The organism is Chelativorans petroleitrophicus (assembly GCF_025398195.1).
GTDB lineage: Bacteria > Pseudomonadota > Alphaproteobacteria > Rhizobiales > Rhizobiaceae > Chelativorans > Chelativorans petroleitrophicus.
In genome coordinates this window covers 76,451-101,938 of the sequence record NZ_JAODNV010000005.1, presented here as the reverse complement: position 1 = coordinate 101,938, position 25,488 = coordinate 76,451, and the positions used below count along the sequence as shown (strand labels likewise).

Annotated in this window: 28 protein-coding genes; 11 read left to right on the top strand and 17 right to left on the bottom strand. The window is 63.1% G+C overall.

The window, feature by feature from the left end; all coding sequences use genetic code 11:
• Nucleotides 1-5: 5 nt before the first annotated feature.
• Both clpS and putA read right to left on the bottom strand, forming a co-directional pair.
• Nucleotides 6-335, bottom strand: a complete 330-nt coding sequence (gene clpS / locus NYR54_RS03950; protein WP_261514460.1) for an ATP-dependent Clp protease adapter ClpS — start codon at nt 333-335, stop codon at nt 6-8.
• A 345-nt stretch (nt 336-680) separates the two neighbouring features.
• Nucleotides 681-4,295, bottom strand: coding sequence for a bifunctional proline dehydrogenase/L-glutamate gamma-semialdehyde dehydrogenase PutA (putA, locus tag NYR54_RS03945; protein ID WP_261514213.1), 3,615 nt, complete (start codon nt 4,293-4,295; stop codon nt 681-683).
• Between the two features lie 140 nt (nt 4,296-4,435).
• On the opposite strand from putA, the gene NYR54_RS03940 reads away from it, so the two are divergent.
• Nucleotides 4,436-4,885 (top strand): Lrp/AsnC family transcriptional regulator, encoded by a 450-nt coding sequence (locus tag NYR54_RS03940; protein WP_261514212.1) that lies wholly within the window; start codon nt 4,436-4,438, stop codon nt 4,883-4,885.
• A gap of 9 nt (nt 4,886-4,894) precedes the next feature.
• Here the strand turns inward: NYR54_RS03940 and NYR54_RS03935 are convergent, their stop codons facing one another.
• On the bottom strand, nt 4,895-5,314 hold the full coding sequence (locus NYR54_RS03935; protein ID WP_261514211.1) for a VOC family protein: 420 nt from the start codon (nt 5,312-5,314) through the stop codon (nt 4,895-4,897).
• Between the two features lie 229 nt (nt 5,315-5,543).
• Here NYR54_RS03935 and NYR54_RS03930 point away from each other — a divergent pair, with 229 nt between their 5' ends.
• Both NYR54_RS03930 and rirA read left to right on the top strand, forming a co-directional pair.
• Nucleotides 5,544-6,473: a sugar kinase gene (locus NYR54_RS03930; RefSeq protein WP_261514210.1), complete on the top strand. Its 930-nt coding sequence runs from the start codon at nt 5,544-5,546 to the stop codon at nt 6,471-6,473.
• A 187-nt stretch (nt 6,474-6,660) separates the two neighbouring features.
• Nucleotides 6,661-7,122, top strand: a complete 462-nt coding sequence (gene rirA / locus NYR54_RS03925) for an iron-responsive transcriptional regulator RirA (RefSeq protein WP_261514209.1) — start codon at nt 6,661-6,663, stop codon at nt 7,120-7,122.
• Nucleotides 7,123-7,165: 43 nt separating this feature from the next.
• Here the strand turns inward: rirA and NYR54_RS03920 are convergent, their stop codons facing one another.
• Genes NYR54_RS03920 through hemP form a run of 5 tightly spaced genes read right to left on the bottom strand, consistent with a single transcriptional unit; the run spans nt 7,166 to nt 11,233 of the window.
• Nucleotides 7,166-7,957, bottom strand: coding sequence for a heme ABC transporter ATP-binding protein (locus NYR54_RS03920; protein ID WP_261514206.1), 792 nt, complete (start codon nt 7,955-7,957; stop codon nt 7,166-7,168).
• A 9-nt stretch (nt 7,958-7,966) separates the two neighbouring features.
• Complete coding sequence (locus NYR54_RS03915; protein WP_261514205.1) at nt 7,967-9,061, bottom strand: FecCD family ABC transporter permease; 1,095 nt, start codon at nt 9,059-9,061, stop codon at nt 7,967-7,969.
• A gap of 2 nt (nt 9,062-9,063) precedes the next feature.
• Nucleotides 9,064-9,948 carry a heme/hemin ABC transporter substrate-binding protein gene (locus NYR54_RS03910; protein WP_261514204.1) on the bottom strand — a complete coding sequence of 295 codons (885 nt, stop codon included), beginning with the start codon at nt 9,946-9,948 and terminating at the stop codon, nt 9,064-9,066.
• Nucleotides 9,949-9,955: 7 nt separating this feature from the next.
• Nucleotides 9,956-11,020, bottom strand: coding sequence for a hemin-degrading factor (locus NYR54_RS03905; RefSeq protein WP_261514203.1), 1,065 nt, complete (start codon nt 11,018-11,020; stop codon nt 9,956-9,958).
• 12 nt (nt 11,021-11,032) lie between these two features.
• Nucleotides 11,033-11,233 carry a hemin uptake protein HemP gene (gene hemP / locus NYR54_RS03900; RefSeq protein ID WP_423738560.1) on the bottom strand — a complete coding sequence of 67 codons (201 nt, stop codon included), beginning with the start codon at nt 11,231-11,233 and terminating at the stop codon, nt 11,033-11,035.
• Nucleotides 11,234-11,442: 209 nt separating this feature from the next.
• Between hemP and NYR54_RS03895 the strand changes: the two genes are divergently transcribed.
• From NYR54_RS03895 to NYR54_RS03860, 8 genes are all read left to right on the top strand, one after another.
• Entirely contained in the window at nt 11,443-13,467 is a 2,025-nt protein-coding gene (locus NYR54_RS03895; RefSeq protein ID WP_261514201.1) for a TonB-dependent receptor domain-containing protein, read from the top strand.
• A 2-nt stretch (nt 13,468-13,469) separates the two neighbouring features.
• A complete protein-coding gene (locus NYR54_RS03890) occupies nt 13,470-13,892 on the top strand; it encodes a hypothetical protein (protein WP_261514200.1) in 423 nt (140 codons plus the stop codon).
• A 31-nt stretch (nt 13,893-13,923) separates the two neighbouring features.
• Nucleotides 13,924-14,622, top strand: coding sequence for a MotA/TolQ/ExbB proton channel family protein (locus tag NYR54_RS03885; protein WP_261514199.1), 699 nt, complete (start codon nt 13,924-13,926; stop codon nt 14,620-14,622).
• Nucleotides 14,612-14,995, top strand: a complete 384-nt coding sequence (locus NYR54_RS03880) for a biopolymer transporter ExbD (protein ID WP_261514198.1) — start codon at nt 14,612-14,614, stop codon at nt 14,993-14,995. Before NYR54_RS03885 ends, NYR54_RS03880 begins: the two co-directional genes overlap by 11 nt.
• Nucleotide 14,996: 1 nt before the next feature.
• Nucleotides 14,997-15,401: an ExbD/TolR family protein gene (locus NYR54_RS03875; RefSeq protein WP_261514197.1), complete on the top strand. Its 405-nt coding sequence runs from the start codon at nt 14,997-14,999 to the stop codon at nt 15,399-15,401.
• Nucleotides 15,398-16,387, top strand: coding sequence for a TonB family protein (locus tag NYR54_RS03870; protein ID WP_261514196.1), 990 nt, complete (start codon nt 15,398-15,400; stop codon nt 16,385-16,387). Before NYR54_RS03875 ends, NYR54_RS03870 begins: the two co-directional genes overlap by 4 nt.
• Nucleotides 16,388-16,677: 290 nt before the next feature.
• Nucleotides 16,678-16,992 carry a heme-degrading protein HmuQ gene (hmuQ, locus tag NYR54_RS03865; protein WP_261514195.1) on the top strand — a complete coding sequence of 105 codons (315 nt, stop codon included), beginning with the start codon at nt 16,678-16,680 and terminating at the stop codon, nt 16,990-16,992.
• Between the two features lie 185 nt (nt 16,993-17,177).
• Nucleotides 17,178-18,500: an SPOR domain-containing protein gene (locus tag NYR54_RS03860; protein ID WP_423738567.1), complete on the top strand. Its 1,323-nt coding sequence runs from the start codon at nt 17,178-17,180 to the stop codon at nt 18,498-18,500.
• Nucleotides 18,501-18,538: 38 nt separating this feature from the next.
• Here NYR54_RS03860 and NYR54_RS03855 read toward each other — a convergent pair whose 3' ends face one another.
• The 9 genes from NYR54_RS03855 to NYR54_RS03815 all read right to left on the bottom strand — a co-directional run bounded on the left by NYR54_RS03855 (nt 18,539) and on the right by NYR54_RS03815 (nt 25,488).
• On the bottom strand, nt 18,539-19,234 hold the full coding sequence (locus NYR54_RS03855; RefSeq protein WP_261514193.1) for a DnaJ domain-containing protein: 696 nt from the start codon (nt 19,232-19,234) through the stop codon (nt 18,539-18,541).
• Nucleotides 19,231-19,962: a VWA domain-containing protein gene (locus tag NYR54_RS03850; protein ID WP_261514192.1), complete on the bottom strand. Its 732-nt coding sequence runs from the start codon at nt 19,960-19,962 to the stop codon at nt 19,231-19,233. The genes NYR54_RS03855 and NYR54_RS03850 overlap by 4 nt, the downstream gene beginning before the upstream one ends.
• Nucleotides 19,963-20,011: 49 nt before the next feature.
• The gene (locus tag NYR54_RS03845) at nt 20,012-20,446 is read right to left on the bottom strand and encodes a DUF1489 family protein (RefSeq protein ID WP_261514191.1); all 435 of its coding nucleotides are present in this window, start codon (nt 20,444-20,446) and stop codon (nt 20,012-20,014) included.
• A 74-nt stretch (nt 20,447-20,520) separates the two neighbouring features.
• Nucleotides 20,521-21,921, bottom strand: coding sequence for an L-serine ammonia-lyase (locus NYR54_RS03840; RefSeq protein ID WP_261514189.1), 1,401 nt, complete (start codon nt 21,919-21,921; stop codon nt 20,521-20,523).
• Between the two features lie 153 nt (nt 21,922-22,074).
• The gene (locus tag NYR54_RS03835; RefSeq protein ID WP_261514188.1) at nt 22,075-22,203 is read right to left on the bottom strand and encodes a hypothetical protein; all 129 of its coding nucleotides are present in this window, start codon (nt 22,201-22,203) and stop codon (nt 22,075-22,077) included.
• A 242-nt stretch (nt 22,204-22,445) separates the two neighbouring features.
• On the bottom strand, nt 22,446-23,927 hold the full coding sequence (gatA, locus tag NYR54_RS03830) for an Asp-tRNA(Asn)/Glu-tRNA(Gln) amidotransferase subunit GatA (RefSeq protein ID WP_261514187.1): 1,482 nt from the start codon (nt 23,925-23,927) through the stop codon (nt 22,446-22,448).
• A gap of 12 nt (nt 23,928-23,939) precedes the next feature.
• Nucleotides 23,940-24,416 carry a GNAT family N-acetyltransferase gene (locus tag NYR54_RS03825; protein ID WP_261514185.1) on the bottom strand — a complete coding sequence of 159 codons (477 nt, stop codon included), beginning with the start codon at nt 24,414-24,416 and terminating at the stop codon, nt 23,940-23,942.
• 3 nt (nt 24,417-24,419) lie between these two features.
• Entirely contained in the window at nt 24,420-24,707 is a 288-nt protein-coding gene (gene gatC, locus NYR54_RS03820; RefSeq protein WP_261514184.1) for an Asp-tRNA(Asn)/Glu-tRNA(Gln) amidotransferase subunit GatC, read from the bottom strand.
• Nucleotides 24,708-24,786: 79 nt separating this feature from the next.
• Entirely contained in the window at nt 24,787-25,488 is a 702-nt protein-coding gene (locus NYR54_RS03815; RefSeq protein WP_261514183.1) for a metal-dependent hydrolase, read from the bottom strand.

Genomic DNA, 25,488 nt, shown 5'->3' with positions numbered 1-25,488 from the left:
ATCCCTCATTTCTTCTCCATCACGCATTGCAACGGGTGCTGATGCTGACGGGCAAAATCCATGACCTGAGCCACCTTGGTCTCGGCCACTTCGAACGTGTAGACGCCGCACTCGCCGACGCCATGATTGTGGACGTGCCACATGATTTTGGTCGCGGTCTCATGGTCCTTCTGGAAGAACCGCTCCAGAACGTGAACGACAAACTCCATCGGCGTGTAGTCGTCGTTCAATAACAGTACGCGATACAGGCTCGGCTTCCTGGTCTTTGTCCTGGTGCGCGTGATGACTGCTGTGCCGCGCCCGGTGTTGTTGCCCTCGTCGTCCCCACGGCTCATCCGCAAAGCGTCGCCTGGCATTTCACTCTCGCCGATCTTCGACATTCCCATTTTCGTTGCGCACCCATCGGGCTGCAACATGTAGGTAACCTGGAGATGATTTTAAGCCCTTCTGTCGTGCTGACAATACGGATTGCGCGAGCGCGGCGGTCAAAAATTTCGGCAAAGCCTGGTCCGCTCGCCTTGACACAAAGGACGCCTTACCGGAGGGGCAGACCAACCGGAAACCCCACGGCGCATATGTGGGGCATGGCGCACGCCCTGTCCAGTGCCCGCCGTCATTCCGGCGGGCAATGCTAAAGCCCCATCGCGCAGGCTGGGCCTCAACACGGCTTAAGTGAGAAGCTAGGCTGTCGCCATCAGGCTCGCATTGCCGCCTGCGGCGGTGGTGTCCACGCACACAGCGCGCTCATGCACATAAGCGGCGGGATAGAGAAGCTCGCTCACGAGCGGTACGATCGCCCCCTCGCGCTTCGCCAGCGCACGCCGCAAGGCGGCCATCCAGTCGAGCGCGCCGCTGGCCGCGACGAGATCGATATCAAGTTCCTGCAATGCCTCCGGCAGGAGCGTTCCATCCCCGGCCGCTAGGGGAAAGCCCCTGCCAAGCAGCGGCTGCAGCGTGGCTTGCGCATTTGCGCCGACCGCCAAGACCGCGTTGCCTGCGGCGAGAGCCTGGATCACCTGCGCGGCAAGCGCATCTCTTCCTGCGCCAAGACACAGAACGCGGCCGCGCGGCAAAAGCGCGTAGGCGTTGGCTTCACCCGTCGGCCCAGGCAGGTCCACCGGCCCATGATCGAGCGCAGCCGCGGCGGCAAGCGCGTCCGGCCAGCGTCCGCGCAAAGCCTCCCGCAGAGCGACAATGCGGTCGGCACGCTTAGCCCAGCCTGCGGCATCAGGCATCAAGCCTGCAAGCGTCTCCGCACCGATCGCGGGGCCATCCGCTGGCCGCTCCTCGGCTCCGCTGGCGCTGCGGCGGAAGCGGCGGAGATAGAGCGGTCCGCCGGCCTTGGGTCCGGTGCCGGAAAGCCCCCGCCCGCCAAAGGGCTGCGAGCCGACCACTGCGCCGATCTGATTGCGGTTGACATAGATGTTGCCCGCGCGGACTTGGTCGAGCACCTCCTGCACGCGCGCGTCAATCCGCGTGTGGAGCCCGAAGGTCAGCCCGTAACCCTTTCCATTGACTTCGGAAATGACTTTCGGCAAATCCTCTGCCTCGAAGGTTGCCACATGCAAGACGGGGCCGAAGACCTCGCGCTCCACCTCATCGATGCCGCTCACCCGAAAGGCGGCGGGCGGTACGAACCGGCCGCCCTCGGGCGCTTGCGTCTTGGCGATAAGGCGGCCCTTTTCTTCCATCTCGCGGCAATAGCGGGTGATGCCCGCCATCGCCTCATCATCGATGACGGGGCCCACATCGGTGGAGAGCCGCCACGGGTTGCCCACGGTGAGCGCCTGCATGGCACCCTGCAGCATCGTCACCATGCGTGCCTCCACATCCTTTTGCACATAGAGCACGCGCAGTGCCGAGCAGCGCTGACCTGCGCTCTGAAAGGCAGATGCCAGAATGTCGCGTACGGCCTGCTCCGGCAGCGCGGTGGAGTCGACGATCATGGCGTTGATGCCGCCGGTCTCGGCAATCAGCATGGCGTCCGGTGCGGCCGTTTCGGCAAGCTGGCGCTCGATGAGGCGGGCAACTTCCGTGGAGCCGGTGAAGCAGACGCCCGCAATGCGCGGATCGGCCGTCAGCGGCTGACCTACAGCGGGGCCGTCACCCGGCAGGAGATGAAGCACGTCCCGTGGGACCCCTGCCTCGTGCATGAGGGCAACCGCGCGGGCGGCGATCAGGCAGGTTTGCTCGGCAGGCTTCGCCACGACGGCATTGCCGGTGACCAGAGCCGCAGCGATCTGCCCGGTGAAGATAGCGAGCGGAAAGTTCCACGGCGAGATGCAGGCGATCACGCCGCGCGCCTCGGTATCGGCCTCTGCGCGCGGAGCCATATCCGCATAGTAGCGCAGGAAGTCCACCGCCTCGCGCAGCTCCGCCACGCTGTCGGCCACGTTTTTGCCTGCCTCGCGAGCGGTGAGTGCGAAGAATTCCCCGTAGTGTTCCTCATAGAGATCCGCGATGCGGCGCAGAATGTCCGCCCGTTTGGTCACAGGGCGGGCAGCCCAGGCAGGCTGTGCCGCAGCCGCGAGGGAGACAGCTTCCCTCACCTGCTCGGCGGAGGCATCGATCACCGTACCCACCACCTCGCCGGTGTGGGCCGGGTTGAGCACCTCGCGCGCCTTTCCCTTGCCCTTCGCCCGTGTGACAGGTGCCGCCTGCCAACGGTACGGTGGGAGGAAAGGCTTTCGAGCTTCCTCTATAGCGGCCAGGGTCACGGGGTCGGTAAGGTCGAAACCTTTTGAATTCTTCCGCTGCGGGCCGAAAATGTCCGCCGGCCGCACGATGGCGGGATTAGCGGCCTCCTCATTGGCTTCCGCCGCCAGGAAGGGATCGCGCGCGATCTCCTCCGCGCTCACCTCCTCGTCGACGATCTGGTGCACGAAAGAGGAGTTGGCGCCGTTTTCCAGGAGCCGGCGCACCAGATAGGCAAGCAGATCCTCATGCGCGCCGACCGGGGCATAGATGCGGCAGCGCGTACCCTCACGTCGGCGGACGATTTCATGCAGCGCCTCGCCCATGCCGTGAAGGCGCTGAAACTCGAACGCATCACGGTTCTCGGCCAATGAGAGAACGGCGGCCACCGTGTGGGCGTTGTGGGTGGCGAATTGCGGATAGATGCGGTCCGTCATGGAAAGAATCTTGCGCGCGCAGGCAATGTAGGAAACGTCCGTATTCACCTTGCGCGTGAAGACGGGATAGCCTGCAAGGCCCATCACCTGCGCCCGCTTGATCTCCGTGTCCCAATAGGCGCCCTTGACGAGGCGGACCATGATCCTCCGGTCCAGTTTCCGGGCGAGCGCGTAGAGCCAATCGAGCACGTAAGGGGCGCGCTGGCCATAGGCCTGTACGACCACGCCGAACCCATCCCAGCCTTCAAGCGAGCGGTCAGACAGCACCTTTTCAATCACATCGAGTGAGAGGTCTAGCCGGTCGGCCTCCTCTGCATCGATATTGAGGCCCATGCGCGCGACACTCGCCTCCCGCGCTAGCGTGAGCAACCGTTCCGCCATGTCCGGCAGCATGTTCTCGCGCTGAGTGGCTTCATAACGCGGATGCAGCGCCGACAGCTTGACGGATATGCCCGGATTCAGGCGGATGTCGTCGCTCCTGGCCTCTCCCTTGAGCGCAGCAATCGCCTTTCGGTAGGCCTCGAAATAGCGCTCCGCGTCCGCGCTGGTGCGCGCGGCCTCGCCAAGCATGTCATAGGAGTAGGTGTACCCCTTGGCGGTCTTGTCCCGCCCTCGCCGCAGCGCCTCGCCGATAGTGCGGCCGAGTACGAACTGTTCGCCCATTTCGCGCATCGCAGCGGCAACGGCCGCTCGGATGACGGGCTCGCCGAGACGGCGGACCATGGCGCGCAGGGTCGCTTCGACGCCTTCCCCGGAATCGTCGAGCACCCGCCCGGTCAGCATCAGCGCCCAAGTGGAGGCGTTGACGAGAATGGAGGCGGATTCGCCCGAATGGGCCGACCAGTCGTGCGGGGCAATCTTGTCGCGGATGAGATCGTCTACCGTCTCGGCGTCGGGTACCCGAAGCAGCGCCTCGGCCAGGCACATGAGCGCCACGCCTTCGGCGGTGGAGAGGCCGTATTCGGCGAGAAAGGACTCCATCAGATGCCGGTCCGATCCGGTCCGCACGGCCCTGACAAGCTCGGCCGCATGCGCGCTGATCGCTTCACGGCGGGGCAGTGACAGGCCTGCCAGATCGATCAGCCGTGTCAATGATGCGGCTTCGTCTGCCAGATAGTGCTTCCGGATCTCGTCGCGTAAGGAACGCAGATCGGGCACGGACATCGGAGCCTCCGCTTGCCTTTCGGGACGGTACACTTCATACCATATGGGAATTGTCGGGGCGGTCTGAAGTGGCGCTGTTGTTAGGCAAAACTGGCTGAAATATTCCTCCAAAGATCATCGTAAATCGTAGAATCAGCGCTGTGTCAGATCGATTGGACCGTATCGACCGCAAAATCCTGGACACTCTGGCGAAAAACGGCCGGCTGTCCGCCGCCGAGCTTGGCCGCCGCGTCGGCCTGACCAAGACGCCGGTGCAGACGCGGCTGAAGCGTCTGGAAGAGGATGGTTATATCCGGGGCTATGCCGCCATCATCGACCATGACCGCCTGGGCGAAGGCCACGTCGCCTTCGTACAGGTTACACTATCCGACACGCGTTCCGCCGCTCTGGAGGCCTTCAACAGGGCAGTAGGGGACATTCCCGAGATCGAGGAATGCCACATGATCGCGGCGAGCTTCGATTACCTCCTGAAGGTCCGTACGAAGGATATCGCAGCCTACCGCCGCGTCCTGGGCGAGAAGATTTCAAGCCTGCCGCATGTCTCGCACACCTCGACCTTCGTCGCCATGGAGACGGTGAAGGACCGGTGAGGTCTAAGCCTAGCCTTCTGAGGCGCCCGAGGCTGCGCTCATGTCCATCCACATCGGCTCGAAGATGTGGCCGTCGGGGTCCGCGAAGGTACGGACATACATGAAGCCCAGTTCCTGACGCTCGCTGACATCGGCTCTGCCTCCCGCAGCCGCCGCAGCCTCGGTGATCTCGTCCACCGCGGCGCGGCTGTCGCGCGAAAGGGCAATCAGCATGCCAGTGCGCTCATGGGCATCGGCAATCGGTTTACTGGTGAAGGTTGAGAAGTACTCGTGCGTCAGCAGTTGGAAGACGATTGTGTCGGACCAGACCATAGAGGCAGCGTTCTCGTCACTGAACTGCTCGTTCTTCTGGCAACCAATGGCTTCGTAGAAACGAATCGAGGCAGCAAGGTCCTTCACCGGAAGGTTCAGAAAGATCATTTTCGGCATGGTTTCGTCCTTCAATCTTTGACGCCTGCGCCCCCGCAACCACCGCAACTTTCCGGGGTGTCAACGCCCAAAGGACGCCCGAGCGAAGCGGAATCCGACACTTGCCAGCAGGAAACGTCTGGCCGGAATTGAACGCGAACGTAACACGCCCCTCACACGATGGCGAATGCCGTTGGCCAGCTTCCTGCAACGTGCTATGCGCGGCTGTTCCATTACAGAGGGCTAGAGTATGAGGAAGGGCGGCGTAGTGTCGATCGGCGAGTGCATGCTGGAGCTTTCCGGCGGGAAGAACAGCAACTGGCGCCTCGGCTATGCCGGCGACACCTTCAACACGCTTTGGGCCATTCGGGCGCTCACACCTGAATCCATGCCGGCCGACTATGTAAGCGCCTTCGGGGACGATCCCTTCTCCGTTCAGCAAAAGGCATTCTTTGCGGAAAACGGCATCGGAACGGCTGCAAGCCCGGTCATCCCCGGACGAAGGCCCGGGCTTTATGCGATCACGTTGACGGGGGCCGAACGCTCGTTCACCTATTGGCGGGCCGATTCCGCCGCGCGCCTGCTTGCCGACGACAAGGCCGCACTGAAAAAAAGTCTGGAAAACCGGCGACTTATCTATTTTTCCGGGATAACTTTGGCAATTCTCGAGGAGGACGCGCGCAAGACGCTGTTCGCGACGATCCGGGAAGCGCGCCAATCGGGCAGCCGTATTGCCTTCGATCCCAATTACCGGTCGCGGCTTTGGACCGCGGAGGACGCCGCGCGTGCGGCGTTCGACAAGGCGCTTGCGTTGTGCGACATCGCATTGCCCACCTTCCCTGACGAAGAATCTCTTTATGGCGATGCCGACCCGCAAGCCACCGTGCGCCGCATGCGGGATGCCGGCGTCGGCGAAGTGGTCGTCAAGAACGGTTCCGACCCGGTGGTCCTCTTCGCGGACGGAAAGGAATCGGTGATCGGAGCGGAACCGGTCGCAAACCCGGTCGACACCACCGGCGCGGGCGATTCCTTCAATGGCGCGTATCTCGCCGCCCGGCTCGCGGGCGATGCTCCAGAGGCGGCCGTCCGCCGCGCCCACCGCGTCGCAGCGGCGGTGATTCAGGTGCATGGCGCGCTTGCGCCGTTTGAGGTCCTGCGCGAAGCCTTCAATCAGTCATAGCGGCTGGCAATCTTGGCGATCTCCGGTGTGCTGGGGCGCCAGCAGTGTGGCCAGCGCGATGCGTCATCACCTTTGCTGATTACAAAGATCAAGTTTTTATGACTGCTCTCTGGAATTGTTCTAATCTTTAGTCCATATTGAGAGCGGAGCCCGGTTCCGTCGCAACCGGGAATGCGAAAGGACCGCCATGCGTCTGACCCGGCAAACGAACTATGCGATCCGCATCCTCATGTATTGTGCGGCCAACGAGGGACGTCTGAGCCGCATTCCGGATATCGCAAAGGCCTATTCGCTGTCCGATCTGTTCCTGTTCAAAATCCTTCAGCCGCTGGTGGAAGCCGGGCTTGTGCAGACCGTGCGCGGCCGCAATGGCGGTGTGCGGCTCGCCAAGCCCGCCGAGGAGATAAGCCTCTTCGACGTCATTCGCGTCACGGAAGACAACTTTACCATGGCGGAGTGCTTCGAGGCGGATTCGGACTGTCCGCTCGTTGACAGCTGCGGTCTCAACCAAGCCCTTCGCGAGGCGCTGGGCGCCTTCTTCGAGGTGCTTTCTTCCTACTCCATCCGCGACATCGTGGATGCGCGGCCCAACATGCGCGACCTGCTCGGCATCGAGGCGTTGCCGGAAATTCCCGCTACGGTCACTTAGTCGGACCGGCTGAAACTTTCCCGGAATTGCTCACAGCAGACCCCTACTCTTCCGCGGTCTGAGGCAGCACGAAAGGCGTTGCGCCTTGAGGCACGACGCCCACTTTCAGCGCGCAATCGAACACATCGGACAACAACCCGTTCCGCATCACGTCCGCCGGCGTTCCGGCTGCCACGGCACGGCCGTTCTTCATGACTACGGCGCGATCGGCGCAGGCGGCCATCAGGTTCAGATCGTGCAGAACGGCAATCACGCCGCCGCCCTCCCCGGCAAAAGCGCGGGCGATCCGCATCACAAGAAGCTGATGCTTGATGTCGAGGCTCGAAACGGGCTCGTCAAGAAGCAGATAGCGCGGCTGGCCGTCAAGCACCGGCTTCCAGACCTGGCAAAGCACGCGCGCCAACTGTACACGCTGCTGCTCGCCTCCTGAAAGCTCCTGGTAATAGCGGCCGGCAAATCCCGCCAGATCGACCCTGGCTAATGCGCGCTCCGGTAGGCTCTGCTCCTGGTGGGGAAGCGTTCCGGAGTGCCCGCCGAGAATCCCGAGCCGAACCACTTCGCGCACCGTGTAGGGAAAGGACAGGCTTGCCGCCTGCGGCAGCACGGCGCGCAGCGCCGCCGCTTCGGCAGGCCGCATCGAAGAGAGCTCCCGCCCGTTGAGTGTAATGCTGCCGCCATAGGGCAGATCGCCTGAAAGCGCCTTGATCAGCGTCGATTTTCCCGAGCCGTTTGGACCCACCACGGCGGTCACCTCGCCGGGCCGGGCGGCAAAGTCCACGCCGCTCAGGATGAGCTTGTGGCCGATGGAGACGGTGAGGCTGCTGGCTTCGATCATGAATTCTGCTCACAGATCGAGAACGCCGCGGCGGCGCAGAAGCACCCACAGGAAGAAGGGCGCACCGAAGACCGCCGTGACGATGCCGATGGGCAGCTCCGCCGGCGGGACGATCGTGCGGCTGACGGAATCGGCAAGCAGAAGCAGGCTTGCGCCCAGAAGCGCCGAGGCCGGCAGCAGGAAGCGATGGTCCGGGCCGATTATCAGCCGCAACAGATGCGGCACCACGATTCCGATGAAGCCGATGCCGCCCGAGACGGCGACGGAGGCGCCTGTCGCCGCCGCTACCGAGAGAATGGCGGCTGCCTTGAGGCGTTGGACCGGAACGCCCAAATGGCGCGCGGAAGCCTCGCCCAGAGCCAGGGCATCGAGGCCGCGCGCAAGTAAAGGAGTAGCCACGAACGCGAGAGCGATGACCGGCCCGGCCGCAAGGATTTTCGTCCAGGTGGCGCCGCCGAGCGAGCCGAGCGCCCAGAAGGTGAGATCGCGCAGCTGCCGGTCATCCGCGAGATAGACAAGGATTCCGGACAGCGCACCGGAAAGCGCCGCCAGAGCAATGCCGGCAAGCAGCATGGTGGCGATCGAGGTCTGGCCGCGCCGCGTGGCGACACGATAAAGAAGCAGGGTGGTGGCCAGCCCGCCGCTGAAGGCCGCAAGCGGCAGGGCATAGATGCCGAACAGCGACACCACGGGACCGAGCACGGTGCCGCCGAGCACGATCACCGCAATTGCGCCCAGCCCGGCGCCCGCGGAGACGCCGACAATTCCCGGATCGGCAAGCGGATTGCGGAACAGGCCCTGCATCAGCGCTCCCGAGACGGCCAGCGCCGCTCCCACAAGGATGCCGAGTGCCGTTCGTGGCAGACGGATTTCCTGAATAACAATCCGGTCGCGCTGGGACAGAGTGTCTTCCGGCACCAGCCCCAGCCACCATTTGACCACCGCTGTCAGCGAGGCATCGGAAGCACCGGTGGCTACGCTGAGGCTTGCGACGACGACAAGCATGGCCGCAAGCACCAGAAGCGCTAGCCGCGCCCGCGCCGAGCGGTCACCCTCAGGCACGGCTTCCAAGCGCCGGAAGAGGATCGTTCGCGCAGACAGCATGCTCACTTCACTGCCAGAGGCCCATAGAGAGCGGCGGCGAGTTCCCGAACGGCTCCGGCCGTGCGTGGACCAAAGCCAAGCAGATAGCTTCCATCCATGCGAATGACCGCGCGCCTTTGTCCGGCGGGCGTGGCGGCGATGGCCACGTTCGAGAACAGCTCAGCATCACTTATGTCGAGATCGCCGCCGCGATCCATCATCAGGATGACATCCGGCTGCGCCTCGATGATCGCCTCATCGGATACGGGCTTGTAGCCGGAGAACGCGTCCATCGCGTTGAGCCCGCCGGCCATGCTGATGATACCGTCCGCGGCCGTGTCCGTGCCTGAGGCGAGAATCCGGCCGCCCTGCAGGCTCAGAATGAAAAGCACGCGCTTGCGCTCGGCTATACGCTCGGTCAGACCCTCCGCCGCCGCGATCTCGCTCGCCACCTGAGCAGCAAGACTTTCTGCCTTTCCGTTCTGCCCAAGCGCGGCGCCGACATAGCGGATCTTCGTCAGGATGCCGTCGCGATCAAACTTTTCCGGCACCAGCACCAGAGGTACGCTCGCTTTTACAAGCACGTTCATCGTTTCGGGCGGCCCGCTGCCTTCCAGCGCGAGGATGGCGCTCGGGGCCACGGAGAGAACGCCTTCCGGGGCAAGCTGGCGCATGTAGCCGATATCAGGCAATTCGGCAGCCTCCGGCGGAAAGTCGCTGGTCGTATCCCGTGCGATCAGCCGCTCCTCCTCGCCCAGGGCATAGACGATCTCGGTGAGCGAGCCGCCGATCGTGACAAGGCGAGAGGCGTCCTCAAAAGGTTCGGGCAGATCGTATGCAGCCCTCACCGGTACGGACAGAAAAAGGGCGGCCAGCAGGAAGCTTCCGAGGTTCAATTTTCGTAGCATCGGAGTCCTATGCCGCTGTGGCCCGCGGCAGGCGGGGAAGGCCCTCCATGAGCGTGCGCCAGTCGGAGCGCTCGTCTTCGCCCTCATGCCTCTTGCCGAAGAATTGGATGATGAGATGACCCGCCGCGTCATAAGCCTCCAGCGAGGTGACATGGCCGTCAGAATTCGGCTTGCGCACCGCCCAGACCTCCGCGATGTGGTCGAGCCGCAGATGCAGGTGGAATGTCGGGTCCATCACATTAAGCCATGGGCCCATCGACTTGACGTTTGCGATCGGTCCGGAGTGAATCTGTATGCAGCCCCGGCTGCCCACGAAGCACATGATGGGGATGCGGCTGTTCACCACCTGCTCCATCATTATCAGCAAAGAGCCCGCATCGATCTGCCAGGCGAATTCCTCGCCGATCATGCGCACCGCCTGCTGGCGCGAAAGCTTGAGCGCCCGCAGGATACCGACAAACTGATGCACGTCCTGCATGGCGCTCCAGCGCTCCCGCAGAGTATCGGCAACCGCCTGCCCACCTTCCTGCGCGGCCTCGCCAGGCTTTATCTCGCTTACGCTGACGCCGGGCGTCTGGTCGGAAGCGGCCAGCTCTTCCACCAGCTTTCTGTAGGCCTGCAGATTGGATTCAGGGCGCAGATGCACCTTGTGGACAGCATCGCCCGATTGGTCGAAGAACTGCAGGCTGTGGCGTACCTCCTCGCCATCGCGTTTCTCCACCGCGAAGGCATGCGCCCAGCGCGAGGGGAAGATCCTGAGATCGATTTCGTCCCCGAGCACGACGGCGTTGCCGCTGGAGACGGATACGGACGCCTTCTCATAGACGCCTATCTTTTCGTGCACCGCGCTTTCGTTGCGCGTCAGCGCCATCACGGTTCCCACCGCCTCCATGCCGGTAAGAAAATCTGCCACGCGAGGCTCGATCCGGACGGCGCCAGAACCGCAATGCGCGGCTACCAACTCCGCCTCCGAAATGCCGAGAACGCGCGCAAGATCCCGCTCGCGCATCTTGGGATTTTCGGCGCGCTTCCTGCGGATATCCTCAGGCGCCAGTTTCGCTTCGACGGTCATGGTCCCCTCGCCTCACTTGTTGAGAATGAGCTTGCCCTGTTTGGTGATCCTCAGGCGGTAGAATGCGCCTGCATGTTTGATGGCAATCTCGGTGGTGCCCCGGAAAAGCTCCTCGCTGGTGACGGTGCGCACGGCAGGCCCTTCGCCGAAGCGGTCACGGTCTCCCGTTTCCCGCACCGGGTTTGAAGAGCCCGAGGAGAGATGTGTGTTCACGTCCGATGCCCTCCGTTGGCGCCTGGCTGGCAACATGGCTGGCTGGGCGGCGTCGTGATTGCGATCTGATTTGTTGACACCAATAATCAAGTTAATTAGGAAGCGCAATACCGGACTAATTCACTCAACTTCGCCCGCGGGGGCGCGGCAAGCCAGCAAGCCCGACTTCAAGGCCAGCCAGCATAACGCCGGAAAATCTGGGGTTTTGCATGAAAGGGCTTCCCGCTCGCCATATGAGGGCCGCGCTTGGCGGCGCGGCCGTTCTGACCATCTCTTCTGTTCAGGGGCTTTCCGCACAGGAGGCCCAGAATCAGGCGCAACCCACAGGCACGACGCTGCTTGACAGAATCACGGTTGTCAGCCGCACGGACGAGACGCCGATCGAGACTATGGCCTCCATCAGCCATATAGGAGAGGAGCGTCTGGAGCAGCGTGTGGCAACCACGCCAAACGATCTCCTGTTCGGCATTCCAGGCGTCAGCATCTATTCCGACGGGCGGCCGTCCGTCAGCAATGTCAACATTCGCGGGCTTCAAGATGCCGGCCGCGTTTCCGTGATTGTCGACGGCGCGCGTCAGAATTTTCACAAGGCCGGCCATGAGACCCCACGGGCGTTCTGGATCGACCCCGTGCTTCTCAAGCAGGTCGATGTCATCCGCGGGCCCAGCGCCAACACCTTCGGCTCCGGCGCCATCGGCGGCGTGGTCTATTTTCAGACCAAGACCGCCGAGGACTTTCTGCACGAAGATGAAACCTACGCGCTCTCGACCACGGCGCGCTATGAATCGAACGGCTCCGGCTGGACCACGAGCGCAACGGGCGCATACCGCTTCACTGATAGCGCCTCGATCCTCGGCAACATCGTCTGGCGCGACTACGGAAACTATGAAGATGGCGCCGGCAACATCGTGGACTATTCCGGCTTCGACGTGCTGAGCGGCCATATCAAGGGAACTTTCCGACCGACCGACCTCAGCGAACTGAACCTTGGATGGACTGGATCGCAGAACGAGTGGTCCGGCGACGACGAGACGGACAACGAGCTTAAGGACCAGAAATTCACCGGGGAGTTCAAGATCACGGATGAGGAAGAGAAGTGGCTCAACCTCAATGTGAAGGGCTCGTTCAACTCAATGGGCCTTACGGAAACTGAAGCTGGTGTGCCGACCGACTATGATCTTCGTACGTCGAGCTTCGACATCTGGAACACGTCATACTTTGAGACTGGCCCCGTTGAGCACGAACTCACCGTTGGCGGCGACTGGGTGTATGATGACTTCACCTCGGACGAGGCCGGAAGCCCTGATCTCTTCAATCCCAATGGCGAGCGCACGTTATGGGGCGCCTATCTCCAGGACAAGCTCACCTATGATTGGCTGGAGATTGTGGCCGGGCTGCGGTACGACGCCTACGAACTGAAGGCATCGGACGAAAGCTCCGGCGATCGCATTTCACCACGCATCAGCGTCGGGGTATCGCCCTTCCGCGATGGACTGCTCGCGGGGTTGCAGGTCTACGGCTCCTACGCGGAAGGATACCGAGCGCCAAATATCTCGGAAGCCTTCATCAGCGGCATTCACCCTAGCGCTTTTTCTTTTCGCTTCCTGCCTAATCCCAGCCTCAGGCCCGAGACCGGCAAGACTTGGGAAGCCGGCCTGAATTATTCCCAAAGCGGCCTGCTGCACGTCGACGACGACTTGCGGCTCAAGGCGGCCTATTTCCATACCAATGTGGAAGATTTCATCACGACCCAGATGGTGTTTGGCGCACCCGGATGTCCGCCCTGCTTCCAGTATCAGAATGTGTATGCCGCCGAAATCGACGGCTTCGAGCTCGAGGGCTACTATGACGCCGGCCGGTTTTTCGGCGGGCTGAGCCTGTCGGTCATTGACGGGCATGAAATCCAGCAGGACGGCACCCGGACCGCGCTTTCCACCATTCCGTCCACCAGCATCACCGCCGATCTCGGCATGCGCTTCCTGGAGGAACGTCTCACCATCGGGGGCGAAGTGCAATTCAACGAGGCGCCTGAGGGATCGACCTTCGCGGAGAACTACACGCTAGTGAACATTTACGCCAACTATCAGGCGACGGAGAATCTGCGGTTCGACTTCCGCATCGACAACCTCTTCGATGAAGAATACGTCGTCCCGCTGGTCGACACATCCGACGGGGTTTTCAGCCAGCCCGGCCTGTCGGTGAAGGTTGGTGCGACGCTTCGCTTCGGAGGCTGACCATGACCCGGCGGTCCACAGGCTGGCTTGCGGCAATGCTGCTGGCGTGCACCGTGCATGCCACTGCCCAGGAAGGTGAAGAGCCTTCCCTCTCCATCGAACTCAACAGCCTCGCACCCGTCGAGGGCACGTGCCGGCTGACCTTCGTCGCGACAAACCGGCTGGGAGAGGACATCACGCACGCCGCCTATGAGGTGGTCCTGTTCAACTCGGAAGGCCTGGTCGAGCGGCTCACGGTCCTCAACTTCAGGGAACTGCCCGACGGGGAAACGCGGGTGCGTCAGTTCGATCTGCCGGACGTGGAATGCGACCAGCTCGGGCGTATTCTCGTCAATGGCGGCGCCGTCTGTGACGGCGTGGAGGCTGGCCTCTGCATGGACAGCCTCAAGGCCACGACACGCACGGACATTGATTTCGGCAAGTAGCAGCAAGCCAAGCCAGCAAAGGATGAGCACGATGCTTCAGGGAGTGGTTGACGCCATCGTCACCTTCATCGATCTGGGCGGCACGGTGGTTGCCGTGATCCTGCTTCTGTCGGTCTTTGCGCTGGCGCTCATCCTCCTGAAGTTCGCGCAGTTTTGGCGCGAACAGGTGGGTCGGCACCGCCGGGCGGAGCGAGCACTCCATGCCTGGTTCCACAACGGCTATACCGAGGCGCGGGGCATTCTCGAGGCTGACCGTTCGCCGGTGGGGAGCGCGCTTTCGGCGGCGATGCGGCTTGCCGCGCCGCGCACCGTGTCCAAGGAAGCCATCGAGGACGAGGTGGCGCGCATTGCCCTTTCCCGTCTGCACGGTCTGCAGCGTGGCTTCCGCGCTCTTGACGCGGTGGTTCAGATTGCGCCGCAGCTAGGCCTGTTCGGCACGGTGCTGGGCATGATCGAAGCCTTCCGCGAGCTTCAGGTGGCGGGCAACGCCGTGGACCCGTCGCTGCTTGCGGGCGGCATCTGGGTCGCGCTGCTCACCACTGCCGCAGGCCTTGCGGTGGCCATGCCAGTATCGCTGGTGCTGACGTGGTTCGAAACGGTGGTGGAGAACGAACGCGTGGCGATCGAGACCATGACCAGCGCCGTTCTCAGCCACAACGCGTTCCATGGCCGGCCACAGGCGGACAGGGTCATAAGGGAGGCCACCTTGGAGATCGGCCATGCGCATTGATCTTCCCGTCCGTAGGCGGCGGCCGCTTTCGCTTACGTCGCTCATCGACATCATCTTTCTGCTCTTGCTCTTTTTCATGCTGTCCGCCACGTTCACGCGATTTGCCAAAGTGGAGATCTCAGCTGGAGCGGCATCGGCCCACGCGGCTGTTCAGGCGCCCGACATCCTCATCCGCCTTGCATCCGACCGGTGGCAGATAAACGGCCTGCCCTTCACCCACGAGGAAGCTCTGCCGGAGCTGAAGCGCCTTCAGGATGCAGGTGCCGCAAAGGCCGTGCTCGTGGTGCGCGACGGCGTCACCTCGCAGGCATTGGTGAGCGCTCTTGAACGCATTCGCGACGGAACAGGCCTTTCGGTAACGGTTGCGAGGTGACATGCTGCGCCTATCTCGCCCCCTACCCCCGCGCCAGCGCGAGGGCACCATCGCGCTGATCAATGTGGTCTTCCTGATGCTGATCTTCTTCCTGATCGCGGGTACGCTGGCGCCGCCGATGGAGGCCGAAATCCGCCTGATCGAAACGGTGATGGCGGAGCAGACGGAACTGCCCCATACCCTGTTCGTCACCAGCGAGGGCGAGTTGCGCGAGGGCGGTCGCACGGTCGATCCGGCCTCCTATGTGGCAAGCTTGAAAGCGCAGGGTGGGGAAACGGAAGGCATCGAAGTGAAGCTCGCGGCGGATCGCGAGCTGCCCGCGGTACGACTGATAGATATCGTCCGCGCGCTGCGCGAATCCGGTGCGGACAAGGTTAGCATCATCACGGAGCGCAGCACGGAATGATGAAGCGGCCTTGGGAGTGGGGCTCGGCACTCGTGCTTTCCTGCGTCCTGCATGCGGGAGCCGCCGTCTTCATGCTCCCGGGAGAGCCGGACGTGCAGATCGCGGGCCGTCAGGGCGGCGAGATCGTCCTTCTTGGCAGCGCTTTTATGGACCTTTCCGCCGCTGGCGCGTCTTCAGAACCTGTGGAGCCTGTAACCTTCCCTGCAGCGTCAATCGAACCGATTGCGCGTGATACGGCGACCGAGCCTGTTGAGGCCGCATCCTCCCTGCCGATCGAACAGGCGCCCGTTCCGCCCGCCGCCCCCCTCTCACCCGAAGTTTCCCAGCGGGCGGAACTGACGGAGCCGGAGCGGATCGAGCCCGCCGAAGCGGCGACGAACACGCCCGCAGAGCCCGAAACCGCCGCGATCGAGCCGCTGGCGCCGATCGAGACCGCCGAAGAAGCCATAGCGATGTTGGACGTACCGCGGCCCACTCCGCGCCCGCATTACGAACCGCCCAGGAGAAATGAAACTGCGGAAGCAAAGGCGGTTCAGGCGCACAGGCAGGCCGCGCAGCCTCCAGCCCGACGCCGGCAGACACAACGGCCAGCCGATTCCGGTGGCCGGGACAGCCATGATGCAAAGCGCGGAGCCGCCGATGGAGCCCGCGCCGGCGCGGGTCGCCGTGGCCTAGGCAGTACAAACCAGTCGGGAAACGCGGCCCTGTCGAACTATCCCGGCAAGGTGGTCGCCAAGCTGAGGCGCGTGCTGCGCTATCCCCGTGAGGCGCAGAGGGACAGAATTACGGGCGAGGTGCGCGTCTCCTTCGTCGTCGCCGAAAGCGGAGCTGTCAGTAGCATTCGCGTTGTGGCGAGCTCGGGCTATCCGGTGCTCGATCGCGCGGCTGTTGAAACAGTGCAGCGGGCCGCGCCCTTCCCCGCCATTCCGAAGGAGGCAGGCCGTTCATCCTGGCCATTCACCGTGCCGCTCGCCTTCGTCCGATAACCCAAGAATAATTTATGCCCGAGAGGAATGGGATGCTAAAGCTTCATGAACTCGCCGAGATGCGCGGAGACGGCCTCAGGCCCCAGCTGCGAGACCTGTTCGCCCGTTCGGAACAAAGCGCCGCACGCCATCTCAATCTCGCCGTGATTCACGACAACAGAGTGTCGGGGCCCCATCCGCAAGCGCGGCTTGATGGGGAGATTCCCGGCAGTGTCGTCCGTTTTCGCCCCCGCTCTTCCCTGCGGTAGCGGCAGAGCGGCACCCATGTGCAGTCAGTCAGGAGGACGAGCATGTTCATTGCGATGAATCGCTTCAAGGTCGCCGCGGGGTCCGAAGAGGCCTTCGAGGCGCTCTGGAAGAACCGGGATTCCAGTCTGGCCGAAATGCCGGGCTTTGTCGGTTTCCATCTTCTGCGCGGTCCGCGCAATGCCGAGGAGGGCTATACGCTCTATGCCTCGCACACGCTCTGGAAGACAGAGGATGACTTCGCCGCATGGACAAGGTCGGAAAACTTCCGTAAGGCGCATAGAAACGCCGGACAGAACAAGAATCTCTACAAAGGCCCGCCTCTCTTCGAGGGCTTCACCGTTGTTGAAGGGGCTTGATCCCTCACGCCGCGTTTGCCGCCTGTTGCGTACCCGTCCTGTAAAATCTGTGTCAAATGCACCGCGAATCCGAATTTTTCCATCAAGCGTTACCAAACCATAACGAATTGGTAACGCCACCCACCCTAGGCTCATCGATAACGGTTTGCAGGCGCCTTTGCCTGCGAGAGCAATAATCGATGGTCATGGGTGTGGTTGTGCGTCGGGCATTAGCGGTTTTCACCAAGCCAACAGGTCAACTCCTCCAGCTTGCCGTCGCGTTGTTCACGGCAGCGGCGATCCTCTCGGCGACAGCAGCGTCGGCCTCGGCCAATCCGAAGTATGCAGGCATTGTGGTCGATGCGAAGACGGGCAAGGTGCTTTACGAGGATCACGCCGATGCGCCGCGTTATCCGGCTTCGCTCACGAAAATGATGACGCTCTACCTCATTTTCGAGGCGCTTGAATCCGGCCGTCTGTCCAAGAATTCGCCCATCACCTTTTCGCGCAACGCCGCCGCCGAACCCCCGACGAAACTGGGGGTTCCGGCGGGCAAGAGCATCACCGTGGAACAGGCGATCCTAGCGCTCGTCACCAAGTCCGCAAACGATGTGGCCACGGCGGTGGCCGAGACGCTGGGCGGTTCAGAGGCGAATTTCGCCCGTATGATGACGAACAAGGCCCGCCAGCTCGGCATGACATCGACCACATTCCGCAACGCTCACGGTCTGCCGAACAGCGAGCAGAAGACCACGGCGCGCGACATGGCGCGGCTGGGTATCGCGCTGCGCGATCATTTTCCGCAGTATTACGACTACTTCTCCACGCGCTCCTTCACCTATGCCGGCCGGAAGATCGGCAACCACAACAATCTGCTCGGCCGCGTGAAGGGCGTTGACGGCATCAAGACCGGCTATATCCGCGCTTCCGGTTTCAACCTCGTCACTTCGGTGGCTACGGGCGGCAGGAGCATCGTCGCCGTCGTGATGGGGGGCAAGACCGCGCGCTCACGCGATGCGCATATGGCGGAACTCATCCAGCGTTACTTGCCCAAAGCCTCGACCGGAGCGGATAACTATCTGATCGCCAAGGGTCCGTCTACGCAGCCCGTCAGAGCGGCCGCCATCGACCTGCCGGCCAATGCGCCGCTGCCGCCTGCCCGCCCCGAGCTTCCGGTTACGGCCTATGCGCAGGAGGATACCGTCGCTGCGAAAGTGGCGCTGGCGGAAGCTCTTTCCGGTGAAGGCGATTATGACCCGCTCCCGACCGCGTCCACGCCCGTCAGCGGCTGGGTCATTCAGGTGGCCTCGACTCCGACGCAGCAGGATGCGCGCCGTGTGCTGGAGCGCACTGCGGCTCAGGCCCCCGGCATTCTAGCCAACGCCATACCCTTCACAGAGACCTTTGAGCTGAAGGGTCAGATCTATCACCGCGCCCGCTTCGGCGGCTTCGAGAGCAAGACGGCGGCCTGGGATGCCTGCGCCTTGCTCAAGAAGCAGAACGTCGACTGCTACGCCGTCCAGAACTGACGGCAAGGGTGGCAGAACCCGAGTATGGCGACAGGGGACTAGCGGTGATCCGACAGGAGAACATCACGCGCTTCGTTGATGCGCGCGGCCAGAAAGGCCGAACCTCCCATATCGGGGTGCAGGCGCTGCATCAGGCGGCGATGAGCCTTGCGGATCTCCGCCGGGGCCGCTCCCGCTTCAAGACCAAGGACCTGGTAAGCCTCCTCCTTGGACATGGCGCCCGAACGTGGCGCGCTTCGCTCCCGCGCGTTCTCGTGCGCGTCCGTGCTTTCACGCCAGAGGGGAAAGCGGCTATCAAGATAAGCTTCAAGTAGCTGCAGGCTCTCGCCATCGCCCGCGAGTTCCCGCCGCAGACCGAGAAGCTCTTTCAGGCTCATCCCCGCAAGCGCCCTTCCCTCGTACCGCCCCGCCAGTACAACGCCTGAAAGGGCACCCGTATCGTGGTCGAGTTCCATTTCCAGCGCGGCGGAGCGGACACTCGACTTCTGACCGGGTGAGGGCTTTGGGGCACTCCGGAATCTGCCTGAACTGAGCCAGGCAGCAGCGCCGGAAAGGAGCACGCCGCCCAGAGCCGCCCTGCCGGCAAGAAGCAGCACCACGCCCGCAAGCCCCAGGAGAGCGGGACCCGTCAGCCGCACGGCGGAGGCGATACGTGCTGGGCTTGCCTGCGTGAAAGCGAAGGCTGCGAGCGCGAGAAGAAGCAGGATTGCGAGAAGCGCAATCAGATACGTCATCTCTTGCGGCCGCTCAGATGCTCGATCATGAGGTGATCTTCCGCCCGGCCGCGCGCCTCGAGCGCCGGCAGACCGCCGGTTGCATAGACGGCCACCGCGCCCAGCAATTTCGCCAGCGTGCCGGCCGATGCCCGGTCGAAGCGGAACCATGCACCGTGCGACAGCCGTGCGATTTCGCGGAAGGCTCTCGTGGCTGCGGGGTCCCTCCCCTCCTGAAACAGGAAAACCGGAATGCCTTTGAGGCCCAACTCGCCCGCGCGCTGCGCCAGCTCATCGACGCTCTCTTCCACCGCATCCCCGATGAAGACGAGCGCATTCACGCGGCCGCGCGCATTCTCCTTAAGGCCGTGCGAAAGGACCTTGCCGATCTGCGTTCTCCCGCCCCGGCACTCGATTCGCGTCATCAGCCGCTTCAGTGCCGCAGTATCGCTGACGAAGCGGGAAGCGGCGCACTCGCCGAAGCCCCGATAGTAGACAAGCTGCACGTCGAGCCGCCCTGTCCTGCCCACGGCATCGAACATCTCGGCCTGGATTTCGCAGGCAAGATCCCAGGTAGGCTGGCGGCTCATGGTGGCATCGAGCGCGAGGATCAGACGCCCGCTTTCCTTTCGCGCCTGCGCCAGTGCGCGCGCCTGGCGCACGAAAGCTTCCACCACCCCCACATCGGAGCGGGGTGTGGAAACATCTGCCCTCCTCCCGGCGTCGACCGGCGCCCTCTTGTCTTTCATAATCAGAAGATGTGCTTCCGGACGGCCTCTGGCAAGCCCGCACGAAAAGCTAGAGAAGGCCAAGCTCCGTCAGCTCCCGGCGCAGATGATCCGGCAATCCAGCCGCGTCCGATCCCATGCTCAGATCGGGGGGCGCATCCTCCGGCTTGAGGTAGCGCCAGCCCTGGAAGGGGCGGCGCGGCTGCCACTCCGTGCGGATCACCGTCGGCTCAAGCACGAGCCGGCAGCGCGAAACGCCCTCCTCGTCCATGAAGGGGTGGATGTCGAGGAGCCGCTGCCGGCACTGGAGCATGCCCTTGATCACCCAATAGAGGGAGCCGCCATCCAGCAATTCCTCGATCTGCTTGGGGATCATGCGGGTGACGTGATGCTGCTCGACCGGCTCTCCGCGTCTCCGCTTTTCCTCAAGCCGGTTGGCAATCCAGGACTCCAGATCCTCCGGGCTTTCGCAACCGACGCAGAGCTTTATCAAATGAAGTGCCATGGACCGTTTCTAGGCTGCCTCTACGGCTGAGGAAAGGCCTTGCCGAATCATCCACAAGCGCGGCCGCTTGCGCTTCAACACTCCACCACGTTCACCGCGAGGCCACCGAGGCTCGTTTCCTTATAGCGTTCGTTCATGTCGAGGCCGGTCTGGCGCATGGTCTCGACCGCCGCGTCGAGCGAGACGAAATGCTTGCCGTCGCCCTTGACCGCCAAGGAGGCTGCCGTGACTGCCTTCACCGCACCCAGCGCATTGCGCTCGATGCAGGGCACCTGCACGAGGCCTGCGACGGGATCGCAGGTCATGCCGAGATGGTGCTCTAGCGCGATCTCGGCAGCATTTTCTACCTGCTCGGGCGTGCCGCCGAGAACCGCAGCGAGCCCGGCCGCAGCCATTGCGGAAGCCGAGCCCACCTCGCCTTGGCAACCCACCTCGGCGCCGGAGATGGAAGCGTTGTGCTTGATGATGCCGCCCACCGCGGCCGCCGTGAGAAGGAAATCCCGGATGCCCTTGCGGTTCGCATCCACGTGGAACTTCTGCCAGTAGCGCAGCACCGCAGGCACGACACCCGCGGCTCCGTTGGTGGGCGCTGTGACCACACGCCCCCCGGCGGCATTCTCCTCGTTGACGGCCATGGCATAGACGGAAAGCCAGTCGTTGGCGGCGAGCGGGTTCGGGCGGTTGTTGCGCCACTCCTCCTGAAGCTTTTCGTGGAGCTGGCGCGCGCGGCGGCGCACCTTGAGCCCGCCCGGCATCACGCCCTCCTGCCTGAGCCCCCGATCAATGCAGGCGTTCATCGCTTCCCAGATGCGATCAAGCCCCGCATCGAGCTCTGCCTCGCTTCTGTAGACGAGCTCGTTCGCCCTCTTCATCTGCGTAATCGAAAGACCGCTTTGCGCAGCCATGTCCAGCATCTCGCGAGCATTGGCAAACGGGTAGGGCACGCTGCGGTCAACGGCTGGGCTTTCACGCTCCTTGAGCGTCTGCACTTCCTCCTCAGAAACTACAAAGCCGCCGCCCACCGAATAGTAGATTCGCCTCAAGAGCAGCCGGTCATCGGCGTCGAAGGCGCTGAAGGCCATGCCGTTCGTATGTCCGGGAAGAGTGACCTTGCGATCGAAGACGAGGTCAGTCTCCGGGTCGAACCGGTACCCGGGATGACCCGGCGGCGACAGCCGCTTCTCCTGCCTAATCTTGTGGAGGACTTCGTCCGCCGTGTCCGGATCGACGCTGGCCGGCGTAAGCCCCTGGAGGCCGAGAATTACCGCCCGGTCGGTGGCGTGGCCAACACCGGTAAAGGCCAGCGAGCCGTGCAGGCTTACAGAAAGGCGCGAAACGGCCGCTCCGGCCGGGCGCGGCCACTCCCCTTCCGCGATCTCGCGCAGGAAACGCTCGGCCGCCACCATCGGCCCCATCGTGTGGGAGCTCGAGGGACCGATGCCGATCTTGAAAAGATCGAACACGGACAGGAACATGATCAACTCCAGCTGCGATTTATCGCAGCAATGCGCATGATACGCCTCATATGCGTGTCAGGGAGCGACATCACAAGGGCAAAACAAGAGGCAAAAACAAAGGGGGCGCGGCCATTCGGCCGCACCCCTCTTCTGTCAGAACCAACGTGCTTTTCAGCTTGCTGCGATTACCGTGACCGCGTCACCTCCGGCAAAAAGCCAGGCCAGCAGGATGATGCCGGCGAGACCGAGGCTTGCCTTGACGGCAACGCCCCAGCACGACTTCTGAACGGTATCGTCCATGGAATTCTCGTGTTTCATTGCGCTGTGCGATGACTTTGTCATAAGCCCGTCGCGGCAGCCCGAATAGCCCTACACCGGTCCCGTGGCAACAGAAAAAGCGGCAGGAAACAGGCAAATAAGCGTTTAAGTCGGTTAAATTTAAGCGATCAGTTAACATTTCCAAGGGGTTAGCTGAAAGGCGCCGGTTACGAAATTTCAGGGATTATGGCAGGAATGGGGCTCACTAACCCGCCTGCGCGGGACTACCACCAGCGCCGCGGCTCGAAGCGGCCCGCAGCCTGTTCGATGACATAGGCCGTCCGGAACAACATCTCCTCATCGAAAGGCCTGCCGATGAGCTGCAGGCCGAGCGGCAGCCCCCTGGAGTCGAGACCGGCGGGCACGGCAATACCCGGCAGGCCCGCCATGTTCACGGTGACGGTGAAGATGTCGTTCAGATACATTTTCACCGGGTCCTCATTCATCTCCTGGTCGGCGATGCCGAAGGCGGCGGACGGCGTCGCAGGTGTGAGTATCGCGTCAACACCCGCCTCGAACACCTGCTCGAAATCGCGCTTGATGAGGGTCCGCACCTTCTGCGCGCGCAGATAATAGGCATCGTAATAGCCGGCCGACAGGACATAGGTGCCAATCATCACGCGACGCTTCACTTCCCGGCCGAAGCCTGCGGCGCGCGTCTTCTCGTACATTTCCGTGATGTCGCGGCCGGGCACGCGCAGCCCATAGCGCACGCCGTCATAGCGGGCGAGGTTGGAGGAGGCCTCCGCCGGCGCGACGATGTAATAGGCCGGCAAAGCGTATTTGGTGTGCGGCAGCGAGATGTCCACGATCTCGGCCCCCGCCTCGCGCATCCATTCGATGCCCTTCTGCCACAGCGCTTCGATCTCGGCGGGCATGCCGTCGACGCGGTATTCCTTCGGAATGCCGATCTTCAGCCCCTTGACAGACTGGCCGACCGCCGTCTCGTAGTCCGGCACCGGCCGGTCTACCGAGGTCGTATCCTTCGGATCGACCGAGGCCATGGATTTGAGCAGGATCGCCGCATCCCGCACGTCACGGGCAATCGGCCCCGCCTGGTCGAGTGACGAGGCGAAGGCGACGATGCCCCAGCGCGAGCAGCGCCCATAGGTGGGCTTGATCCCGACGGTCGCGGTAAAGGCTGCAGGTTGGCGGATGGAGCCGCCCGTGTCCGTGGCCGTGGCGCCGGCGCAGAGCCATGCGGCTACCGCTGCGGCCGAGCCGCCCGAGGAACCGCCGGGCACGAGATCCTTGTTGCCGCCCTCCTCGCGCCACGGGTTCACCACCGGACCGTAATAGGACGTCTCGTTGGACGAGCCCATGGCGAACTCGTCCATGTTCAGCTTGCCGAGCATGACGGCCCCGTCCGCCCAAAGATTGGCGGTGACGGTGGATTCGTAGCGCGGCTTGAAGCCGTCGAGGATATGGCTGCAGGCCTGGGTGTGTACCCCCTCGGTCGCGAACAGGTCCTTGATGCCGAGCGGCACGCCCTCCAGCGGCCGCGCCTCACCCTGCATGATGCGCGCGTCCGATGCCTTGGCCATCTCGCGCGCCTTGTCGGCGGTGACCGTCACATAGGCGTTAAGCTTTTTGTTCGCCGCCTCGATGGCGGAAAGATAGGCCTCGGTCAGTTCGAGCGCCGTAAATTCCCTGGCACCCAGCTTGGCCCGGATTTCGGAGATTGTGAGTTTGGTCAGTTCGGTCATGAAATCGTCCGTTCAAGCAACAGCCGGCTGGGCGGTAAGGTTCTTTTCGTAGAAGACGGACCATTGGGAGTCCGGATAATCGAGCACGGGGCCGCAGCGGGTGAAGCCCGCGCGCTCGTAGACGGCCCAAGCGGCGGGATGCCGGTCGCCGGTCTCCAGCACCAGCTTCGTCAAACCCTCTTGACGCGCAAGCGCCTCGATATGGGCAATGATCATGCCGCCGGTGCCGCGCCCGCGATGGGAAGGACGGGTATACATGCGCTTCACCTCGCCGACGCCGCCTTCATGACGGTGCAGCGCGCCGCAGGCCACAGCCTGGCCCTCATCACGCGCCACGAACAGCGTCGTGGCGGGCGTTGCCATCTGTTCCGACGTCATGTGAAAGCAGAACTCGGGCGGCGTCAGCGCCAAAAGCTCCTTGTTCAGTTCCGCAATCAGCGCGCGTACGTCGTCCTGCAGCGGTGTTTCCGCGGCGATGGCGATGGGCATGCCCTACTCCACCACCTTCGGCACGAGGAAGAAGTTCTCGCCGCTCTGCGGCGCGTTGGCGACGATATCGTCCGCCTTTCCCCCGTCGGTAACCTCGTCCGACCGCATCTTCATGGCAATGGGGATCACCGAGGTCATGGGCTCGACGCCGGATACGTCCACCTCATTCAACTGCTCGACAAAGCCGAGGATGGCATTGAGCTCCCCGGCCATACGCTCGAGGTCTTCCTCCTCCACGGCAATCCGGGCGAGTTTTGCCACGCGCCGTACGGTCTCGGTGTCAACGGACATCGCTTTCCTTCCTTGGCAGCAACGCTGGTGGCTATAGTCGCGCCCGGCGCCCTACGCAACAGCGATCGCGGCCGCCCGGCTAGAGTTCCACCGGGCTGCCGCGCTCGGGCACAACGACCTTTATTTCCGTTCCTTTCAGGCCCTTCACGAACTTGTCGGCCGTCTGGTCGAGCAGCGGGAAGGTTCCGTAGTGGCACGGAATGACGGTCTCGAAGCTGAAATAGCGCCGGCAAGCAAGCGCGGCCACTGCGCCGCCCATGGTGAAGCGGTCACCGATTGGCACGATGCCGATCTGCGGCTGGTGCAGCTCCTGAATAAGCGCCATGTCGCCGAAAATATCGGTGTCGCCCATGTGATAGAGCGTCTTGTCGTCCGGGAAGTGCAGGACCAGTCCGAGCGGATTGCCCAGATAGACATTTGCGCCGCCTTCCTGGGTGAGCGAGGAGGAATGGAGCGCATTGACGAAGGTGGTTGTGAAGCCGCCGCAATCCACCGTTCCGCCGTGGTTGCCGGGATTCACCTTCTCGATCCCCTTGTCCGAAAAATAGGTGCAGATTTCGGCATTGGCGACCAGCATGGCGCCGGTCTTTTTCAGGATATCGAGGGCATCGCCGACATGATCGCTATGGCCGTGCGTGAGCAACACGTGCGTGATACCTTCGGCGGGTCCTTCCCATCCGCCGTTCCAGGTGGGATTTCCAGAAAGAAACGGATCGATGAGGATTCTGGCATTGCCAGCCTCGATCCGGAAGGCAGAATGTCCGTACCAGGTTATTTTCAT

Excerpts from the sequence above, each read along its gene's own strand:
- clpS (WP_261514460.1), bottom strand. The coding sequence starts at position 335 with ATGAGCCGTGGGGACGACGAGGGCAACAACACCGGGCGCGGCACAGCA.
- putA (WP_261514213.1), bottom strand. The coding sequence starts at position 4,295 with ATGTCCGTGCCCGATCTGCGTTCCTTACGCGACGAGATCCGGAAGCAC.
- NYR54_RS03935 (WP_261514211.1), bottom strand. The coding sequence starts at position 5,314 with ATGCCGAAAATGATCTTTCTGAACCTTCCGGTGAAGGACCTTGCTGCC.
- NYR54_RS03930 (WP_261514210.1), top strand. The coding sequence starts at position 5,544 with ATGAGGAAGGGCGGCGTAGTGTCGATCGGCGAGTGCATGCTGGAGCTT.
- rirA (WP_261514209.1), top strand. The coding sequence starts at position 6,661 with ATGCGTCTGACCCGGCAAACGAACTATGCGATCCGCATCCTCATGTAT.
- NYR54_RS03920 (WP_261514206.1), bottom strand. The coding sequence starts at position 7,957 with ATGATCGAAGCCAGCAGCCTCACCGTCTCCATCGGCCACAAGCTCATC.
- NYR54_RS03915 (WP_261514205.1), bottom strand. The coding sequence starts at position 9,061 with ATGCTGTCTGCGCGAACGATCCTCTTCCGGCGCTTGGAAGCCGTGCCT.
- NYR54_RS03910 (WP_261514204.1), bottom strand. The coding sequence starts at position 9,948 with ATGCTACGAAAATTGAACCTCGGAAGCTTCCTGCTGGCCGCCCTTTTT.
- NYR54_RS03905 (WP_261514203.1), bottom strand. The coding sequence starts at position 11,020 with ATGACCGTCGAAGCGAAACTGGCGCCTGAGGATATCCGCAGGAAGCGC.
- NYR54_RS03895 (WP_261514201.1), top strand. The coding sequence starts at position 11,443 with ATGAAAGGGCTTCCCGCTCGCCATATGAGGGCCGCGCTTGGCGGCGCG.
- NYR54_RS03890 (WP_261514200.1), top strand. The coding sequence starts at position 13,470 with ATGACCCGGCGGTCCACAGGCTGGCTTGCGGCAATGCTGCTGGCGTGC.
- NYR54_RS03885 (WP_261514199.1), top strand. The coding sequence starts at position 13,924 with ATGCTTCAGGGAGTGGTTGACGCCATCGTCACCTTCATCGATCTGGGC.
- NYR54_RS03880 (WP_261514198.1), top strand. The coding sequence starts at position 14,612 with ATGCGCATTGATCTTCCCGTCCGTAGGCGGCGGCCGCTTTCGCTTACG.
- NYR54_RS03875 (WP_261514197.1), top strand. The coding sequence starts at position 14,997 with ATGCTGCGCCTATCTCGCCCCCTACCCCCGCGCCAGCGCGAGGGCACC.
- NYR54_RS03870 (WP_261514196.1), top strand. The coding sequence starts at position 15,398 with ATGATGAAGCGGCCTTGGGAGTGGGGCTCGGCACTCGTGCTTTCCTGC.
- hmuQ (WP_261514195.1), top strand. The coding sequence starts at position 16,678 with ATGTTCATTGCGATGAATCGCTTCAAGGTCGCCGCGGGGTCCGAAGAG.
- NYR54_RS03860 (WP_423738567.1), top strand. The coding sequence starts at position 17,178 with ATGGGTGTGGTTGTGCGTCGGGCATTAGCGGTTTTCACCAAGCCAACA.
- NYR54_RS03855 (WP_261514193.1), bottom strand. The coding sequence starts at position 19,234 with ATGACGTATCTGATTGCGCTTCTCGCAATCCTGCTTCTTCTCGCGCTC.
- NYR54_RS03850 (WP_261514192.1), bottom strand. The coding sequence starts at position 19,962 with ATGAAAGACAAGAGGGCGCCGGTCGACGCCGGGAGGAGGGCAGATGTT.
- NYR54_RS03845 (WP_261514191.1), bottom strand. The coding sequence starts at position 20,446 with ATGGCACTTCATTTGATAAAGCTCTGCGTCGGTTGCGAAAGCCCGGAG.
- NYR54_RS03840 (WP_261514189.1), bottom strand. The coding sequence starts at position 21,921 with ATGTTCCTGTCCGTGTTCGATCTTTTCAAGATCGGCATCGGTCCCTCG.
- NYR54_RS03835 (WP_261514188.1), bottom strand. The coding sequence starts at position 22,203 with ATGGACGATACCGTTCAGAAGTCGTGCTGGGGCGTTGCCGTCAAGGCA.
- gatA (WP_261514187.1), bottom strand. The coding sequence starts at position 23,927 with ATGACCGAACTGACCAAACTCACAATCTCCGAAATCCGGGCCAAGCTG.
- NYR54_RS03825 (WP_261514185.1), bottom strand. The coding sequence starts at position 24,416 with ATGCCCATCGCCATCGCCGCGGAAACACCGCTGCAGGACGACGTACGC.
- gatC (WP_261514184.1), bottom strand. The coding sequence starts at position 24,707 with ATGTCCGTTGACACCGAGACCGTACGGCGCGTGGCAAAACTCGCCCGG.
- NYR54_RS03815 (WP_261514183.1), bottom strand. The coding sequence starts at position 25,488 with ATGAAAATAACCTGGTACGGACATTCTGCCTTCCGGATCGAGGCTGGC.